Here is a 16,775-nt window from a genome sequence, read left to right on the forward strand (position 1 = left end):
CGGAATGGATTAAGACTGGGGCTTAATGATTCGTTTCCGTCTCGGCCTAGCCGACCTCGCCGCTACCTCCTTCGCGTACTCCCCCCTGCAGGAGACCGTCCTCAGCCTGCGTATGTGGGGGCCGCACGCCTCCCGCATGCCCCATATGAGAGGCGCCTTCACGGGTATGCGGCCGGTCTTCGAACAACTCGACCACGAGCTGCTGACCGCCCTCGTGGCCCGGCGGCGCTACTGGGTCCCGGACCTCCTCACCCCTCGCCCCGCCGTGCCCGCACCCGACATCAGGGCGGAGTTCGCCGCCCTGCGCGCCACCGACCCGGCCCTGCTCGGCCCTGACCTGGAACAGACCTTCGTACCGCTCGGCGAACCGGTCCCGCCCCGGCTCGCCACTGGCCTGCGCGACCCGGCCGGACTCCTGGCCGAGATCACCGACGCCCTGGAGGCGTACTGGGACGCCTGCCTGCTGCCCCTGTGGCCCCGCCTGCGATCACTCCTCGAAGCAGATCTCGCCTACCGGGCCCGGGTCCTGGCCGAGCATGGAGCCGGCCTGCTGTTCGCCGGTATCAGCGAACGACTCACCTGGCAGGACGGCGTCCTCAGCATCCACCGGCAGGGGCCTGGGGCCGGCACCACAGCCGACATCCCCATCGAGGGCCGCCGCCTGCTTCTGACCCCCAGCTGCTTCGTCGACGGCGTCTCCACCATGCTCGGCCACGGCGCCCCGCCCCACATCGTCTACACCGCCCGCGGCACGGCTCTCCTGGCCGAACAACCCGATCCCGCCGCTCCGCACGCCCTGGAGAACCTGCTCGGCCGCCCCCGCGCCTGGCTGCTGGTCCTCCTCGCCGAACCGGCCACCACCACGGAACTCTCCCACCGACTGAACGTCACCCCCGCCGCCGTCAGTCAGCACCTGTCCGTCCTCGCCGCAGCCCGCCTCGTCGACCGCACTCGTCACGGCCGCCACGTTTACTACCGCCGCAGCACCCTCGGCGCCGCCCTCTGCCTGGCCGAGGACGACACCCCCCCGGCCGGTTCCTGAGCCCCACGTGCCGGCACGGTGCCACACGCCTACCGTGCCAGGGGACTGTAAAACGTTCGGCCCTGTCTCACATTCGGTGGTGACGGAGCGTGCTGTCATCCGAGGAGGATGCGGTGCCGGAGCAGGGTGAAGCCTGCTCGTCCGTGCATCTGGCGCGCGATCCGTTTGGTCTTGGTGTTGACGCCAGTGGGACCGTTGCTGTACGGAAGCGTGAGCCCGGCGATCACGGCGTCGATGTCCCGGCCCAGGCCCCGGGTGAAGGCGTGTAGGTGGGGCAGGTCGGCTGTTCGGACTTGGGCGATCCAGTGCGTGAGCGCATCGGCGTTGTTGGTGTGTGGCGTGAGGAGCGGTGCGAAGTCTCTGATACCTGCGGCCAGTTCGGTTACTTCGGAGCAGGCGGCGGTGAGCTTGGCCAGGAGCTCGTGCTGCTCGGGCTTGAGGTTGTCGGGTCTGGTCAGCAGCATCCGGGCGAGTCGACGTGGCGAGATGTGCCTGCGGTGGGCGTCCGCGCGGCCTTGGTTGATGTACTTGTGCAGAAGGTTCAGGCAGCCGGTGAAGCCGAGGGCCTTGATCTCTTCGAAGAGGTGCTGGACGGGGACGCCGGGGTCTTCACTTCGGCGTTTGCGCAGGTGCTCGCGGTAGGGATCGACCAGGCTGGCACGGTACTTGGGGACGCGGAGCATGCGCTCGGGCCGGTCGGCTCGGGCGTAGCGTTTGACGGTGTTCAGGACCAGTTGCAGGCGGCGGGCGCATTGGAGCAGGCCCACGCCCTTCTCGAGCAGGCCATGAACCTGATGCCAGCGTTCGAGGGTGGTCTGAGCGCGGGGCCCGTCGTGGATCGGCGCGTCCAGTACGGTGGTCCACCAGGCACTGTGTGCCTTCACCTCGCTCAGGGCGGCTTCGCACAAGTTCTTCCATAAATGCCGGCGATCACCGACTTGCACCGCGTCAGGCAGAGCACGGCGGATGGCCCCGGCGTAGGTGGCTGAGCCGTCGCGGCACACGACCTCGATGCCCGAATGCCCGCGCAGCCACGCTTCCAGCGTGTCGGCCGTGCGGTCGGGCAGCACGTCGATCTGCTCATGGGTCTGGGCGTCGATCACCACGGTGGCGTAGCGGTGCCGCCGCCGGCGCAGGCGAAGTCGTCGACGCCGATCACGCGGGGCACCCGCCGGTGGGCAGCGGGATGCGCAGCAGGGCGCAGGGCCGTGTGACGGGACAGGCCCACCGCGAGTATCGCCAGCAAACGTGATCCCGCCCGGTCTGCTAACTCTTTGACCACGGCCTTGACCTGCCTGGTCAGACGAGCGGTGCGTCGCTGGTATCGCTCTAGCACCCCGGGCACCTGTTCGCGGAAGGTGTGGCGGCAGCCTCGCGTGGGACACACCAGACGCCGCACCCGCACACGGACCACCACCCGTCGCCCGTCGACCGGAACGTCGGCCACCGTCCGCCAGTGATAGCCGTGCACCCGTCCCGACGAGGCCCCGCACACCGGGCAGACCGCGGTGTCCAGCGGCGTCCTGGCCCGCACCACGATCCGCTCACCCTCGTCGACCACATCCTGACTGGAAACAGCCGAACGTGAGTCCGTTCAGCTCGCCCAGGAGATGCCCGAAACCGTCCACCCTGACGGTTTCGCGGTGCGTATCGAGGCAGCTCGTGACCATCCACTGATGCTGGAACGTCTGGACAGCGCAGGGCTGACCCTCATGAGCAGCCATCCGCAGACAGACGATCGCCAGCAGGACGCACTGGTATGGATCCCCTTCGACAAGGTCTCCTCCTTCGCGCAGCGGATCACCGCCTTCACCGAAGACACCGACGGCGGCAATCCCCAGCAGGCCACGCTGGTGGCCAACATGGAGAAGATCCACCGCGCGCTGCTGGAGAACCTCTGGCAGGAGCGGCAGGAACTGCCGCCGCTGGATGAGGAGCGGTGGTGGGAGTTGTGGTTCGATCCGCGGATCTCGCCGACAGATCCGGTCCTCACCCTGCGTGCCCTGGCCGGTGAGCGGCAATGGCAGGTCAGCGACCGGGCTATCCACGTGGGAGAACGCCTGGTCGCCCACGTCGCAACGACCGGAGACGAGCTGACGCTCCTGCTGGCCACGAACGCCTGCCCCGCCGAGATCCGCAGGCCGACCTTCGCCGAGGGCCTCTACGCCGTCGACCGCGCTTTCCGCGTGGACCTCGTCGAAGACCTCGCCCAGCGCATCAAACCGGCCGACCCGCAGGCTCCTGCGGTGTGCATTCTGGACACGGGCATAGCCCAGGAGCACGCCCTGCTCAAGCCTTCGCCGCACAAGCGCGCCTACTGCGTGCTGCCCGGCAGCACACCGGCCGACCGGCACGGACACGGCACACAGATGGCTGGCCTCGCCCTGTTCGGCGACTTCGCCTCCGCTCTGGAGTCACAGGGACCTGTGGGGCTCAGCCACGGTCTGGAGTCCGTGAAGATCCTCGATGACGGCCACAGACCGGCGACGTCTCCGAGGACCTGCGCCGAAACGACCGCGAACGCGGTAGCAACCGCCGAAATCCGCGCCGCAGAGCACGGCGCAGGAGCTGCCCGTTCGGGCGACCCGGCATGTCCCAGCACATCGCCATGGTGATCGCCGTGAGCGCTTCGCTGACCTCGTCCCGGGTCTTCGCCGCCCTGCCAGGCCAGTGCGCCCGCGCGTATTCGGTCGCGAAGGCGTACCAGCTCATCTTGAATGGACCCCGGGGGCCGTACACGGGGCTGGCGCCCTGAGCCAGGCCCGTGCGGATGGCCCGCACCAGCTCCGCGCCGAACTCGCCTGCCAGATCCGCGACCGCGCTGCCGTGGCCGTGCGGTTCGTCACCATGTGGTTGCCTCGGGGACTGGTCCGCCGGTCGTTCCGGGTTCGGTGCGGCATCGTCGTGATACTCGTTTGAGTCCATGCCCGCCTCCTTTTGATCGGCGGGGGCATGACTGCCCGGCTGGTCCATTCGAACATCCCCCGGCAAGTGTGCATTCGGGAACCGCCGGTTGACGAGTGCGGATTGTCGGACGTTATGGCGTCCGTCACCGCTGGTGAGAACCGAACCTCGGTGCGACTGCTTCGGCGTGAGAACTGCGCGACAATTCTTAACTCACTCAGCCGCTCGACGAGCGCTCACATCCGGTCGACGACAGAGCTGGCCGCGCAAACGGACACCGGGGCGGCGGCTATCGAACAACAAAGGTCAGGACAGGGCCAGGAAGCAGTTCCCCGCAGGAAACCCGAACTGCGCCCCGCCGCACGGCCGAGTGCAGCCAGCGGAATGGGTCAAGGGTTGATCGATCCGGGAAATGGAGCGGCCCGATCTCGTCCCACGGCGACGGCACCACCATTGCCCTGAATATCGTGCCCATTCACAGAAGGCGCGCGCTGATACGTCCTGGCACCACCCGGCCAGCACAGGGATTCAGAGATCGTTCCCCGTCACATTGGCCGATTTGAGCAGCGCAATATAGCGCAGGATCGCCGGTTAGCCAAACCGGCGATCGCCCGCACCATTGAAGAACCACCGCCACGCCCCATCCGCCCCGACGAAAGGCCGCATCCCAAAAACCAGCTCACAACTTCACACGACAGCCGTCTGCCTTCACAACTAGGTACGGCGGCGCCCTCCTGCCAACGCTCCAGGTCACCATCGACTCACGCGGTCTGCCCGTCTGCCTCGATACGCGCCGGCCTCTCGACGACGGCTCACCCGAGCTGGTTCTCACCGTCCGGTTGCGCAACTGCCGGCTGGGCAGTCCGGCGCAGGACTCGAGCACTCATCCATGGGGCCGCAGGTCCTGCCCTCCGACCGGCGCCGCTCTCACCATCAAGGGGAGAGCCGCGGCGCGGAGCTCCCGGCTCAGGATGGACGGCGGCCCTGCCGTTGCCTTCGGCCCGCCCCGGTCACCAGCCGAGGGCTATGCACCAACACTCGGACGCCCCCTCCGGCCATCTGCCGGAGGCCATGACGCATGCCCGCCAGCCACCGTGCTCCAGGGCAAGGTGTCATACGGAAGAGCCTTCCCGGGCCAGGCGCACACCGGCGCACTCGGCTGCCCGCGCGCTCCCGACCGTCTCCCCGTTCGATTGAAGCGGGCCGGATACACCCTCTGCCCTGACAAGGCATTCGTGATCTCCATCACCCGATGCAAGCCGACCAGTACAGCGAGACAATCGGAGTGAGACGACCAAACGGGACATTTCTTTTCCGTGGGCTATTCACGGGACGGCCTGCCTGACAGCTCGTCAGGCAGGCCGTTGACCAGCGGAAACCTCCGGAGCCGTGTGCGCAGGTTCGAATCCTGCCGGGGGCACTCCGGGAAAATCTCCTGACCTGCAGAAATACAGGGCGGGAGTTTTTGCGTTCACGTCAAAACGCACACGGTCTTGTGACCGTTGCTCTTTTTCGCGCCGTGGCAACCCGAACGACGCGACCAGCCTCCTCTGTTGACGCATTTCCGCAGGTCAAGGACGCTTCGCGAAGCGTCCGATGGCCAGACTCGCGACGGAACTCCGACCCTGGCACGGGCCTGGAGGCAAAACTGGTTTCTTGCCCGAGAACGGCACCTGACCTGCCTGAATGTGGCTGACGCCACACGGAAACGTAAGCGGTCTGGTGGGTCGTTGCTGTTTCCCGCGCCAGCGTGTAGCAGGAGTCACTTCGGTAACTCCGTGGCGGTATCGGCTCTGCCGTTTCTAGCAGAAGCGCAAGAAACGCCAGGCAATGCTGATGCCGACGGTGTTGATCGTCGACCTGAGCGGTAACGATCTGCCGGATCTTCGGTGCTGGCCGGACGTGTTCAGCTCTCTCTGGGAACCCGGCGACGAGTTCCTCGCTATGGGCGGCATGACTGTCAGTACCCGCAGCCGCAAGCCCGAACTGCGGTTCGCTCTTAACCCGTTCACGGATGAGTATGTCGATGACGGGCAGCAACACTTATCGGTGAGTTCCAGCAACGACTGGGTGGGGTCGGTGTCTGGAATGTCGGTGAGTTTCAGCAACACCGCCGGGGCCGCGGGAGCACCGACGAAAGGCTGCTGACGCACCGACGGAACGGGCGGCATCGTGGTCACGATGCCGCCCGTTCCATCCTATCAATCGCCGCGGCGGCCGGGCAGCTCCGGGCGGTGGTCCGCAGGCGGAAGACAGCCCAGGCAGAAGCGGCCCGCTCCTCTACACCCGCTTCGATCGCGAGACACGCGGCGGCGAGCCCTCCGCCCTGTCGTGGGGAGAGCCGGTACTGTCCATCTGCCTCCAGACGGGGAAGATCACCGGGCACAGCGTGGCGAGCAGATACACACCGCCAACCGTCAGCAGCGCGGAGGGCAGGCTGGCCGAATCCACGAGGAAGCCCGCAGCCAGTCCGCCCAGCGGAGTGACCAGCTGGACCGCGGCTGTCGTCGCACTCAGCACGCGGCTGCGCAGTTCCTCCGGCACCGTCTCGTACGTCACTGTGGCCATGATGGGGTTGAGCACACCGAAGGCGAGACCCTCAACTGCCATGATCACGGCCAGCGGCGCGAAGGTATCGGTGAAGGCGGCCACCACGAAGCGCGGCAGGCCCCCGATGAGAAACGCGATCGTGAACACTGGCCACCGCCGAAAGCGGCTGCCCAACGCCCCAAAGACCAGCGCCCCCATGAGAGCGCAAACCCCGAACGCCGCGTTCAGCAGGCCGAGATCGACGGCACCATCAAGCTCCTCACGGGCATGCACGGGCAGGAGCACGGCGCTCCATCCCTGGTCGAGGCCCCTCGTGACCAGGGTCATGAGGCACAGGCCCAGCAGCAACGGCGTGGCCGCCATGAAGCGATACCCTTCCGCGAGTTCACGACGGTAGGCGCGCAGCGATGCCGGCTCGACCTGCCGTTGGGCCTGCGCCTCAGGCAGGCCGCGCACCCCGAATGCGAACAGTGGCGCGGCCACGGCGAAGGTCGCGGCATCCACCAGCAGGACGTTCTGGGCACCGAGTACGGCGATCAGCACGCCTCCGAGAGCAGATCCCGTCAGCGCCGCACAGCGTGCCGCACCGTCGTACAACCCGGCAGCCCGGGTCAGCGGCATTCCGGCGCGTTCGGCGAGCGTGGGCAACAGCACGCCGCGAGCGGTTTCACCCGGCGCACGGAACAGCCCTGTCAGCGCCATCAGCACGCACAGCGTCCAGAACTGCAGGATGCCGGCGAACTGCAGCAGCGGGATCGCCGCAACGGCGACCCCGCAGGCGAGATCCGAGGCGACACTCACCCGCCGTCGCCCCATCCGGTCGATGACGGGACCGATGACGAGCGCAGCGAGCACGGTGGGCAGGAGTGTGCAGAACGCGACGATCCCGGCCTTGGCGGCGCTGCCCGTGCTCTGCAGCACGAACCACGGCACGCCCATGTATGTGAGGCAATTCCCTGCGATCGAAACGAGGTTGGCAGCAAGAACCATTGCCAGAGGACGACGATCAACCGTCCCGAAGTCTTCGGACACTACGGTGGTCTCCCATAAGGGGAAGCGCCCACCGCGAACTAAGAAGGCCAGCCGGTGGGCGAAGCGAAGTGGTCAGCGTCTGGCGCGCATGGCGAGGCGCACCGCGATGCGGTGTTCACAAGCAGCGCCTCCAACACTTCGCCGGGATGACCACCCGGCACCTCCATGCATTGTCACCTCGGACACCGGTCCTCCGCAACGATGATCCGTTCGCAACGGGCGGCTCGCGCAGGGAGTCGTCGAGATGCGCAGATGAAGGCAGAACCTGCTGACGACCTGGATCCGGGCGACGCCGGCCTTGAGCGTTCCCGGTCTCGGAACATCCACCGATGGGTCACGCTGGTCTCGGAGTGCGGCGTGTTCGCGGATATGGTGCAGCAGTTGCAGGGCCGCCGACGGCGCGTCGGGTGATCCGGCACAACAGGACGCTCGCAAAGCCCAGCGTCACTGGGAACGAGCCGAACGGGGCACGGCCACCACCTCCGCTGGTGACGGAGGCGGTGGCCGTTCGGTGCACCCTCGGCCGGAGCACCGGATGCATCCGGCTGAGGGGCACGGTCAGTGACGGTGCGGGCTGGCCGACCGCTGTGCCGTGCAGGCCGTGCCGTGGTTACGGCGACCGCGGATCGACAGGGTCGGCGCCCGGAGTGTTTACGGTTCGCAGTTCGTCGCGTCGCCGGCCGGGTGCCGTGTGGGCACCTTCAGCGCTGTGCCGGGCTTGACCTTGCGCACGTCATCGCTGCCGATGCCGACCCGCACGGGGAGCGGTGGGCCGGACCGCAGGGTCAGCTTCGTTGTCTGCTGGCCGACTGACAGGTCGAACGTGCGCCCATGCCATTTCACCCCGGTGATGTCCACGCCCGGCAGCTGCGGGGGGAGGAAGGGGTCGATGGTGATCGTGTCGGTTCCCCAGCGCATCCCGGTGAACCCGTACAGGAACTCCTGCAGGTAACCCCCTTGCCCGGTGGTGAAGTTGAAGGCTCCGCCGTTGCGGGTCTCGTACCACTGGTTGAACGGTGCGGCCTGGTACGGATCCACGCTGTTCCGCATGTAGTCGTAGACCTGGCAGCCCGGTGATCCGAGAGCCGAGCCCGCGATGGTGGCGATCGCGTCCGTCATGGACGGGCCGTTCGGGTCGGTGCGTGCCTGGTAGTAGTCGAGGTCGTTCTGGGCCAGGCTGGGCGGCATCGGCACGGCCCAGGGGTATTGCAGCAGGGTGACGTCGGCCTGCTTGACGGTCTGCCCGTTGTAGCCCTCGAACTCGGGGTGGATGTTGAGTGTCGTGTCCACCGGGATCTTCAGGCCGTCGGCGACCTTGCTCCATTCCGGGTCGGCGGGCCGGCCGAGGATGCGGGCGGCGCGGACGGCGATACGCAGCGATGCCTGGGCGCCGGCGTTGGTGGTCACGCTGTTGTCGACGTAGTCGTGGTACTCGTCCGGACCCATCACGTCGTTGATGTCGTAGCCACCGGCCGGGTCGGGCACGGCGCGCGTGGCCCAGTAGTCGGCGATGTCCTTCAGCACCGGCCACGCCATGTCCCGCAACCACTGCTTGTCGCCGCTCGCCTGGTAGTACTGCCACTGGGCCAGGGCGATGTCGGAGTTGATGTGGAGTTCGGTGTTGCCCTCGTTCCAGGGCGGCGGGGTCTCTTCCTTGCCGGTCAGCGCGCTCTGCCACGGGAACTTCGCGCCCTTGATCGGGTGGGCGGGAGTGGACAGTTCCTTCGCGGCCGCCCTGGCGGCGGGCAGCAGTTTCTGCCGGTAGGTGTTCGCGCCGAGGGCGATGTCCGGGTACTGGGCGAGGAGCGCCGGGTACATCCAGGTTTCCGTGTCCCAGAACACGTGACCGCCGTAGCCGTCCGAGGACAGTCCGGCCGGGCTGAGGCTCCAGTCGACGCCGGCGCGCGTGCTTGCGAGCAGGTAGAACATGGACGCGCGGATCTGCGCGGTCATGGCGCTGTCACCGGGGATCGAGATGCTCGACTGCCACAGGCGGGACCATGCCTTGTTGTTGCGGGCGAGCGCTTGTCGGTAGCCGTCCGCGGCGGCGCGGGCCGCGGTCTTCGCGGCGGCCTGTTGCGGGGTCGCGGATCGGAGCGGTCGGTCGGTGTCGACGCTGGAGGCCACGCCGACGTACTTGGTGATCCGCAGGGGCTGACCGGCGCGGACCGGGATGGTCGCGCTCTGCCCGGCGGTGCCGTCGTCGGGTACGGCCATCGCCTTGGTCGGCACGGCTCGGTTGTTGACGCGGAGTACGGAGTTCAGTCCGGCGGTGACCAGGTTCCCGTCGCTCACGACGGTCTGGGACAGCGTCGCGGTCCTGCCGTCGACGCGCGCATTCCTGGTCGAGGCGTATTTCAGTCCCTGGCCGTCGAACTGGTCCACGACGGTGGCGGTTCCGCTCCAGTGCGGGACGGCCCGCACGCTCACCGTGCCCAGATGGCCGTCCGCACGGTTGGCGTTGACCTCGTAGTCGAAGCTGGTCGTGTCGCCCGCCGGGGAGGTCCAGTCGAACGACGTGCTCAGCACCCCGGTACGCAGGTCCAGCGACTGCCGGTACTTGCTGGTGGTGCCGACGGTGGCAGAGGCGATGTCGGTGGGTGGCTGTGCGCCGTCCGGATACACCGTGAGGTAGTCGACGTTGACCCGGGCCGTGTCACCCTCCTCGACGGCGATCTTGAGCGTGTTCGCGCCCGCCGTCAGCGTCACCGGCACGGTCAGCGTCGCCCAGCTGTCCCAGCCGCCCGTGCTGGGCAGGGTCAGTTGCTGGAGCGTGCCGTTGACGCCGAGGTGGATGGTCTGCGGGTCGCCGCTCCCGTTGGCGTACCGGACGGCCAGCGTCGCCTCTCCGGCGGGTGCGTCACGGATCGGGACGACTCCGCCGCCGCCGACCGTCGGGTTGCCGCCATTGTTCAGGCCGGCCAGGTAGCCGCCGGCGACCGAGCCAGGGTGGGACCTCTCCACGAACGCGCCGCCGGAGATCTGCCCGTACATCGCCGGACACAGCTGGTTGAACGCGCAGGACCAGCGCCCGATCCCGTAGAGATCACCGCCGCGACCGAAGCCGAGCGTGGCCCAGCTCGGCAGGCTGGCCCGGTCCTCGAACTTGCTGGGCAGACGGGCGTAGAAGCCGGCGAGCTGGGACTGGGTGACGATGGGTGTGCTGCTGTATCCGTGACCCGCCGCGGGCACGCGCGCGGCGAGGTAGCCGTTGCCGATGAACGTCGGGGAGTAGTTCTTCGATGTGTCGGTCGTGCTCAATACCCAGCCGTCGCCGCCACCGGCCTGGCCTGGCTCGGGTGCGGGGGACGCTGGCACTGCCGCCGTGCCCAAGAGCAGGCAGGCGAGGGCCAGCCCGACGGACGCTGTCCTCCTGGTCATGCGTGAGCGGGCATGCGGATGGACGGTCGCTGACGGCACCGTGTCCTGCGCGGCCCGGTTGCGGCCTCGGGCGCCGTATCCGGCCCGGTCGCCCGGGCTGGTCACCTTCGATACCGCGGCAGCCGCCACGGCCGTGAAACGGCCCCAGGCCGACCTGCGGCGTGAGGTATCCGGCCTCACTCCTGTGTCGCCTACGGCCTCGCCGTACTGCTTCATCGAAACGCCACCTCCTTGTGGGGTATGGGTTCAGGCCGACCGCGTGGTGAAGATCGCGGCGGCGCCGGCAGGCAGTCGGTAGCTGTACGTTGTGCCGCCCCACCGGATGTCGAACGCCGCGGTGCCGCTGCCGGAGTTGTACGCCACCGACAGGCGTGTGCCGTCCGGCAGTTGAGCGCTCTTGCGCTGAACACCCTTGGTCACACCGGCGTTCGAGGTGACCTTGCCGTCGGGAGCGAGGACGGAGAGGTCGTGGATGGACCACCAGCTGCCGGAGTCGGACTTGTTGACGACGCGGATGTAGCGGGCGGTGGTGGTGGGCAGCAGGATCCGGGTCACGGCGCTGCCGGGGCCGGTGGCCATCGGCTTGCCCCAGGTGGTGCCGTCGTCGGAGGTGTACACCTCGTACTGGCGGGCGAAGTCGCCGGACGAGGCGCTGGTGTCCAGGACGATCTGGTTGAACGTCTGGGTGGAGCCGAGGTCGAGTTGGAACCAGTCGCCCGGTTGCATGCCGTGGCCGGCGCTCCAGCGGGTGGCCGTGTCGCCGTCGATGGCCTTGGTGGGCGGGTCGTCCGAGCTGCTCGCGGAGGCCGATGCCTGCCAGCTGTCGCGGGGCAGGGCCGCCTCACCGGTGGGCGGGGTGAGGGAGGCGCCGGTGGGCAGGGTGTAGCCGAGCCACTGGTCGCCGACGCGTATCTGGGGTTGCCGGGTGAGCAGGCTGCTGTCGTAGGTGATCAGGGCCTTGCTGCCGTCGGGGTTGCGGAAGGGGAGGTCGACGGAGCCGATGGCGGCCGGGTCGGTGCTGCCCCGTTGGGTGCCGTCCCAGGTGAAGGTCGCGGCTGCTCCGGCGGCCAGGGTGTAGGTGAAGTGGCGCTTGCCCCAGCGGACGGTGAACGTGCGGTCGGTGGCGCCGGAGTTGTAGGTGACCAGGGCTGTGGTGCCGTCGGGGTTGGTGAATGCGACGTCTTCGACGTTGCCCTTGCCGAGGGTGTTGGAGGCGACCCGGCGGGCGCCGGGCTGGACGAACTTGCTGGCCTGGGCGAGCCCCCAGTAGTCGGCCGTCGGTGTGTACGACCATGTGCCGTCGGCGTTCTGCGAGATTGTCACGACCGGGCGGCAGCCCTGGCATCCGTTGTTCCTGGGGCCGCCGTCGGTGTCCAGGGCGATGTTCCAGCGGACGATGCTCTGGGCCCAGTTCCGGGGGCCGTTGATGACGTTGTCCATGGCGCCGGCGAAGCCACCCTGCTCGTCGCCCTCCCAGGTTCCGCCGGAGCACTCGGTCTGGAAGGCGGGCTTGCCCGGGTAGTTGTTGTGGACGACGCTCTGGTTCACGACCAGCTCGGCGGCGGCGTAGCAGTGCCAGGCGGTGCCGGTGACGTTCCGGGCGGTCGCCGGGTCGGCGTAGAAGGATTCGGGGTAGCTGGTGACGTCCCAGTTGTGGTCGTAGCCCAGGATGCGCGTGGACAGCCCCTGTTTGCGCAGGGCCGGGGCGAGGTTGCGGGTGATGAAGGTCTTCGCCTCGTCGGCGGGCAGATACATGCCGGGGTACGTGGACGGCTCGTGCAGCGGCTCGTTCTGCGGGGTGATGTAGCGCACCGGCACGCCGGCCGCCTCGTACGCCTTGAGGTACTTGGTGAAGTAGTCGGCGTACGGCTGGTAGGCGTCCGGCTTGAGCCTGCCACCGTTCATCGAGTCGCTGGTCTTCATCCACCCCGGCGGGCTCCACGGGGTGGCCATGACCGTCAGCTTCGGATTGAGCGCGCGGGCCTGCTTCAGCAGGGGGATGGTGTACGCCCGGTCGTGGTCGATCGAGAAGTTCGACAGCGTGGGGTCACTCTGGCCGGCGGGCATGTCGTCGTAGGAGTAGTTACCGCTGACGGTGAAGTCGCTGGCTCCCATGGGCTGACGCAGGATGCTCAGGCCGATGCCGTCGCGGCGGCTGAACAGGTCGCCCATCAGCGCGGCACGCTGGGTCGAGTCGAGCTTGGTGCCGACAAGCCAGGCGGAGGAGTCGGTGAAGGAAGCTCCGAAGCCGGTCATCGGCTGGTACGTGCGGGTGGTGTCCACGGTGATCGTCGAGCCGGAGGAGCCGGAGGGTGCGGGTCCGGTCTTCCAGGTCACCGGGGACTGCTGAGACAGGTACGTCTTGGCGGACGGGTTGGTGAGCCAGACCGACGCCCTGCCGGGAGTGGTGCCGGCGGAGGCCGGTGCGGCCGACGGGAGGACGGGGAGCGTGGCGATCAGGGTCGCGGTGGCTGTCAGGGCGGTCCGGCGTCGTTGCCGGGTGGTGGATTTCATGGTGCGGCTCCTTGCGGGCATGACGGCCCTGCACGGCGGCGCGCGTGCAGGACGTGGGTTGGTGCGAAACCGGCGCGTGGGGGCCGGGGAGGGCGCCGGAGCTGGGGTCACTTCAGGCCGGTGGTGGCGATGCCGGCGACGAAGTGGCGCTGGAAGAGCAGGAAGACGATGGTCACCGGGAGCAGGACGATGACGGCACCGGCGAGGAGGATGCCGAAGCGGGTGAAGTCCTGTCCGCTGCTGGCCAGGGCGAGGCCGACGGGGAGGGTGTATTGGCTCTCGTTCTGGGCCACGACCAGGGGCCAGAGGAAGTTGTTCCAGGAGCCGAGGAAGGTGATGATTCCCAGAGTGGCGAGGGCCGGTTTGGTCAGCGGGAGGATGATCTTCCAGAAGACGGCCAGTTCGCGGCAGCCGTCGACGCGGGCGGCGTCGATCAGTTCGTCGGGCAGGGTGGAGATGAACTGCCGCATCAGGAACACCCCGAACGGGGTGGCCAGGAACGGCAGGATCAGCCCGAGCAGGGAGCCGGTCAACTGCATGTTGGCCACCAGCACGTACAGCGGTACGAAGGTGACCAGGCCCGGGACCATGAGGGTGGCGATGACCACGGTGAACACGGCACGCTGGCCGCGGAACTCGAGCTTGGCCAGGGCGTATCCGAGCATCGAGCAGAAGATGAGGTTCCCGGCGGTGACGGCCAGGGCCACGAGCACGGAGTTGGCGAACATCCTCGTGAAGTCCAGGCTGCTGAACAGTTCCTGGAAGTTCGTGAGCGTGGGGCGGGCGGGGATCAGGTCGGGCGGGATCTTGCGGATGTCGGCCTCAGCCTTGAACGCCCCGGACAGCATCCACAGGAACGGCGTGACCATCAGCAGCAGGAGGCCGCTGAGCGGCAGGTAGAGCCAGGGCCGGCCCCATTCCTGCCGGATGCGGCGGCGTCGGAGGACCTTGTCGTGAGCTGCGGTGAGGGTGCTCATGGGGCATCAGTCCTTGTCCCGCAGCAGGCGGAACTGCAGCACGGTGAGAGCGATGATGAGGACGAAGACGACGTAGCCGGCCGCCGAGGCGACGTCGTAGTTGCCGTTGCCGAACTGCTTGTAGGCGTACAGCGTGGTCGACAGGGTCGAGTCGAGCGGTCCGCCGTCGGTCATGACGAACGGCTCGTCGAAGAACTGCAGGTAGCCGATGCCGGTGGTGACGGCGGTGAGGAGGAGGGCGGGGCGCAGGAGGGGGAAGGTGACCCGCCAGAACCGCTGCCAGGCTCCGGCGCCGTCGAGTTCGGCGGCCTCCATCAGGGACTGGGGCACGGACTGCAGGCCCGCCAGCATGATGATCATGACCGTGCCGAGGTTGCGCCACACGGCCATCACGATCATGACGGGCAGGGCGAAGCGGGTGTCGGCCAGCCAGGCCGGGCCGTCGATTCCGAACCAGGCGAGGACTGTGTTCACCAGGCCCGTGTGGGGTTCGAGGAGGGTTTTCCACACCACGGCGACGGCGACGATGCTGGTGATCACCGGCAGGTAGAACCCGACCCGGAAGACGGCCCGGAAGCGACGGATACCGCTGTCGAGGGCGACCGCCGCGGCGAGCCCGGCAGCCAGCGTCAGGGGCAGGGCCGCCAGGACGAACACGGCCGTGTTGCGCAGAGCGGTGAAGAACTGCGGGTCCTCGAAGAGCCGTACGTAGTTGTCGAGGCCGACGAACGACACGTTCAGCGGGGTGCGCAGGTCGGCGCTCTTGGTGTCGGTCAGGCTCATCAGCGTCGACCAGACGACCGGCAGCAGCATGAAGGAGAAGAACAGGGCGAGGAACGGGGCGGCGAGAACCCACGCGGCGCGGGCCTGCCGACCCCGTGCGGAGCTCCGTCGCGGCGAAGGAGCGGCCTCCGGTTGCTTGCCGGCGGCGGCCCACTTCCGGGTGCCCTGCCCGGTAATGGTGCTGGTGGGCATGGTTGTCATCCGTCCGTACGAGGGATGCAGCGGCGCTTCAGCGGCCGGTGCCGATGCTGGTGGCCTTGGACTGCAGGGTCTTCTGCACGTCGGCGACGGTGGCCTTGCCGTAGGCGAGCTTCTCCAGCTCGGAGTCGATGGCGTCGGCGATCTGCTGCCAGGTGGTGATCGCCGGGGGCGCCTTGGTGACCTTCAGCTGGGTCTCGAAGGCGGCCATCTTCGGGTTCTCGGCGAGGTCGCCCTCCGACCAGGAGTCGACGGCGGCGGGAAGGTTGCCGGAGGCGTCGGCGTACTCGGCCAGGTTCTTCGGCTCGGTGAGGAACCGGACGAACTTCCAGGCCGCGTCGGCGTTGTCGGCGTCCTTGAAGACCGCCAGGTCACTGCCGCCGGCCAGGCCGGCCGCCTGTGTGCCCTTGGGCAGCGGCATGGTCTGCCACTTGCTGTCCAACTCGGGCGCGTTCTTGTGCAGGTCGCCGCCGGTGCTGGGGCCCTGCTGTACGGTGCCGATCAGCCCGTTCTGGAGGTTCTGGCGGGCGTCGGTCTTGTCGTTGGGCGACAGCTTGTCCTTGAAGATTCCGCTGTAGTAGTCCAGCGCGTTGGTGACCTCGGGCGAGTCGAACGTGAACTTCTTCGCGTCGGCGTCGTAGATGTCACCGCCCTGCTGCCACACCATCGGCAGCCAGAACAGCCAGGAGTTGAAGCCGACCTGCAGCTGGGTCGCGTTACGCAGCTTGGCGTTCTGCTTGCCAGCGGTGGCCTGGATGGTCTTGAGGTCCTTCAGGTAACCGTCCCAGTCACCGGCGGGAGCGCCCTTGATGCCGGCCTTGGTGGTGATGTCGGTCCGGTAGTAGATCACCGAGGTGTCCGCGATGAACGGGACACCGTAGGAGGTGTCCTTGTACTTCGTGGTGTCCCACTGGCCGGGGAAGAACGCGGACTCCTCGAACGAGGCCGGGGTGGCCTGGAAGCCCTTCATGGAGGCCATTTCGGCCATCCAGGTGGAGCCGATCAAGGACATGTCCGGGGTGTTGCCGCCGGCGATCGCGGTGGTCAGCTTCTCGTGCGCGGCGTCCCACGGCACCGCGGTGATCTGAACGGTGACGTCCGGGTTCTGCTGCTCGAACTTCTTCGCCAGGCTCTGCAGATCCTTGTCGGCCTTGTCGCCCATGGACCACATGACCAGCTTGCCCTTGGCCTTGCCGCTGCTGATCTTCGCCGGGGCGTTGTCGGCGGCCGAGGAGTCGTCGCTGCGGCCGCAGCCGGTGGCCAGCAGGGCCGCCGCGACGGTGGCGCAGGCTATCTGGAGGGTTCTGGTGGTGGGACGAGGGGTGCGCATGGTTGCGGCTCCTTGCGGTCATGCTGACGAGGGTGCAGGGGGTGGGGGAAAAGGGACGGGCGAG

9 protein-coding genes and 1 pseudogene are annotated in these 16,775 nt (G+C 68.0%); 3 read left to right on the plus strand and 7 right to left on the minus strand.

From position 1 onward, the window contains the following. The first annotated feature begins 25 nt into the window (after window positions 1–25). Window positions 26–1,042 (plus strand): ArsR/SmtB family transcription factor, encoded by a 1,017-nt coding sequence (locus ACIREI_RS23055; RefSeq protein WP_403335751.1) that lies wholly within the window; start codon window positions 26–28, stop codon window positions 1,040–1,042. Between the two features lie 95 nt (window positions 1,043–1,137). Here the strand turns inward: ACIREI_RS23055 and ACIREI_RS23060 are convergent. Further along, window positions 1,138–2,609, minus strand: a pseudogene (locus ACIREI_RS23060) (ISL3 family transposase); the annotation flags it as partial. Between the two features lie 109 nt (window positions 2,610–2,718). On the opposite strand from ACIREI_RS23060, the gene ACIREI_RS23065 reads away from it, so the two are divergent. Further along, window positions 2,719–3,657, plus strand: a complete 939-nt coding sequence (locus tag ACIREI_RS23065; RefSeq protein ID WP_403335753.1) for a S8 family serine peptidase — start codon at window positions 2,719–2,721, stop codon at window positions 3,655–3,657. A 2,119-nt stretch (window positions 3,658–5,776) separates the two neighbouring features. Continuing rightward, entirely contained in the window at window positions 5,777–6,094 is a 318-nt protein-coding gene (locus ACIREI_RS23070) for a hypothetical protein (RefSeq protein ID WP_403335755.1), read from the plus strand. Between the two features lie 132 nt (window positions 6,095–6,226). Here the strand turns inward: ACIREI_RS23070 and ACIREI_RS23075 are convergent, their stop codons facing one another. The 6 genes from ACIREI_RS23075 to ACIREI_RS23100 all read right to left on the minus strand — a co-directional run bounded on the left by ACIREI_RS23075 (window position 6,227) and on the right by ACIREI_RS23100 (window position 16,711). After that, complete coding sequence (locus ACIREI_RS23075) at window positions 6,227–7,486, minus strand: MFS transporter (protein WP_403335960.1); 1,260 nt, start codon at window positions 7,484–7,486, stop codon at window positions 6,227–6,229. A gap of 693 nt (window positions 7,487–8,179) precedes the next feature. Beyond that, window positions 8,180–11,125 carry a glycosyl hydrolase family 65 protein gene (locus ACIREI_RS23080; protein ID WP_403335758.1) on the minus strand — a complete coding sequence of 982 codons (2,946 nt, stop codon included), beginning with the start codon at window positions 11,123–11,125 and terminating at the stop codon, window positions 8,180–8,182. A 30-nt stretch (window positions 11,126–11,155) separates the two neighbouring features. Then, window positions 11,156–13,423, minus strand: a complete 2,268-nt coding sequence (locus tag ACIREI_RS23085) for a discoidin domain-containing protein (protein WP_403335761.1) — start codon at window positions 13,421–13,423, stop codon at window positions 11,156–11,158. 107 nt (window positions 13,424–13,530) lie between these two features. After that, entirely contained in the window at window positions 13,531–14,400 is an 870-nt protein-coding gene (locus ACIREI_RS23090; RefSeq protein WP_403335764.1) for a carbohydrate ABC transporter permease, read from the minus strand. A 6-nt stretch (window positions 14,401–14,406) separates the two neighbouring features. After that, window positions 14,407–15,384, minus strand: coding sequence for a carbohydrate ABC transporter permease (locus ACIREI_RS23095; protein WP_403335767.1), 978 nt, complete (start codon window positions 15,382–15,384; stop codon window positions 14,407–14,409). A 28-nt stretch (window positions 15,385–15,412) separates the two neighbouring features. Then, on the minus strand, window positions 15,413–16,711 hold the full coding sequence (locus ACIREI_RS23100; RefSeq protein WP_403335770.1) for an extracellular solute-binding protein: 1,299 nt from the start codon (window positions 16,709–16,711) through the stop codon (window positions 15,413–15,415). Window positions 16,712–16,775 lie beyond the last annotated feature (64 nt).

It is taken from the genome of Streptomyces sp. NPDC093591 (genome assembly GCF_044764885.1).
In the GTDB taxonomy this organism is placed as follows: domain Bacteria; phylum Actinomycetota; class Actinomycetes; order Streptomycetales; family Streptomycetaceae; genus Streptomyces.

Excerpts from the sequence above, each read along its gene's own strand:
- ACIREI_RS23055 (WP_403335751.1), top strand. The coding sequence starts at position 26 with ATGATTCGTTTCCGTCTCGGCCTAGCCGACCTCGCCGCTACCTCCTTC.
- ACIREI_RS23065 (WP_403335753.1), top strand. The coding sequence starts at position 2,719 with ATGCTGGAACGTCTGGACAGCGCAGGGCTGACCCTCATGAGCAGCCAT.
- ACIREI_RS23070 (WP_403335755.1), top strand. The coding sequence starts at position 5,777 with ATGCTGATGCCGACGGTGTTGATCGTCGACCTGAGCGGTAACGATCTG.
- ACIREI_RS23075 (WP_403335960.1), bottom strand. The coding sequence starts at position 7,486 with ATGGTTCTTGCTGCCAACCTCGTTTCGATCGCAGGGAATTGCCTCACA.
- ACIREI_RS23080 (WP_403335758.1), bottom strand. The coding sequence starts at position 11,125 with ATGAAGCAGTACGGCGAGGCCGTAGGCGACACAGGAGTGAGGCCGGAT.
- ACIREI_RS23085 (WP_403335761.1), bottom strand. The coding sequence starts at position 13,423 with ATGAAATCCACCACCCGGCAACGACGCCGGACCGCCCTGACAGCCACC.
- ACIREI_RS23090 (WP_403335764.1), bottom strand. The coding sequence starts at position 14,400 with ATGAGCACCCTCACCGCAGCTCACGACAAGGTCCTCCGACGCCGCCGC.
- ACIREI_RS23095 (WP_403335767.1), bottom strand. The coding sequence starts at position 15,384 with ATGACAACCATGCCCACCAGCACCATTACCGGGCAGGGCACCCGGAAG.
- ACIREI_RS23100 (WP_403335770.1), bottom strand. The coding sequence starts at position 16,711 with ATGCGCACCCCTCGTCCCACCACCAGAACCCTCCAGATAGCCTGCGCC.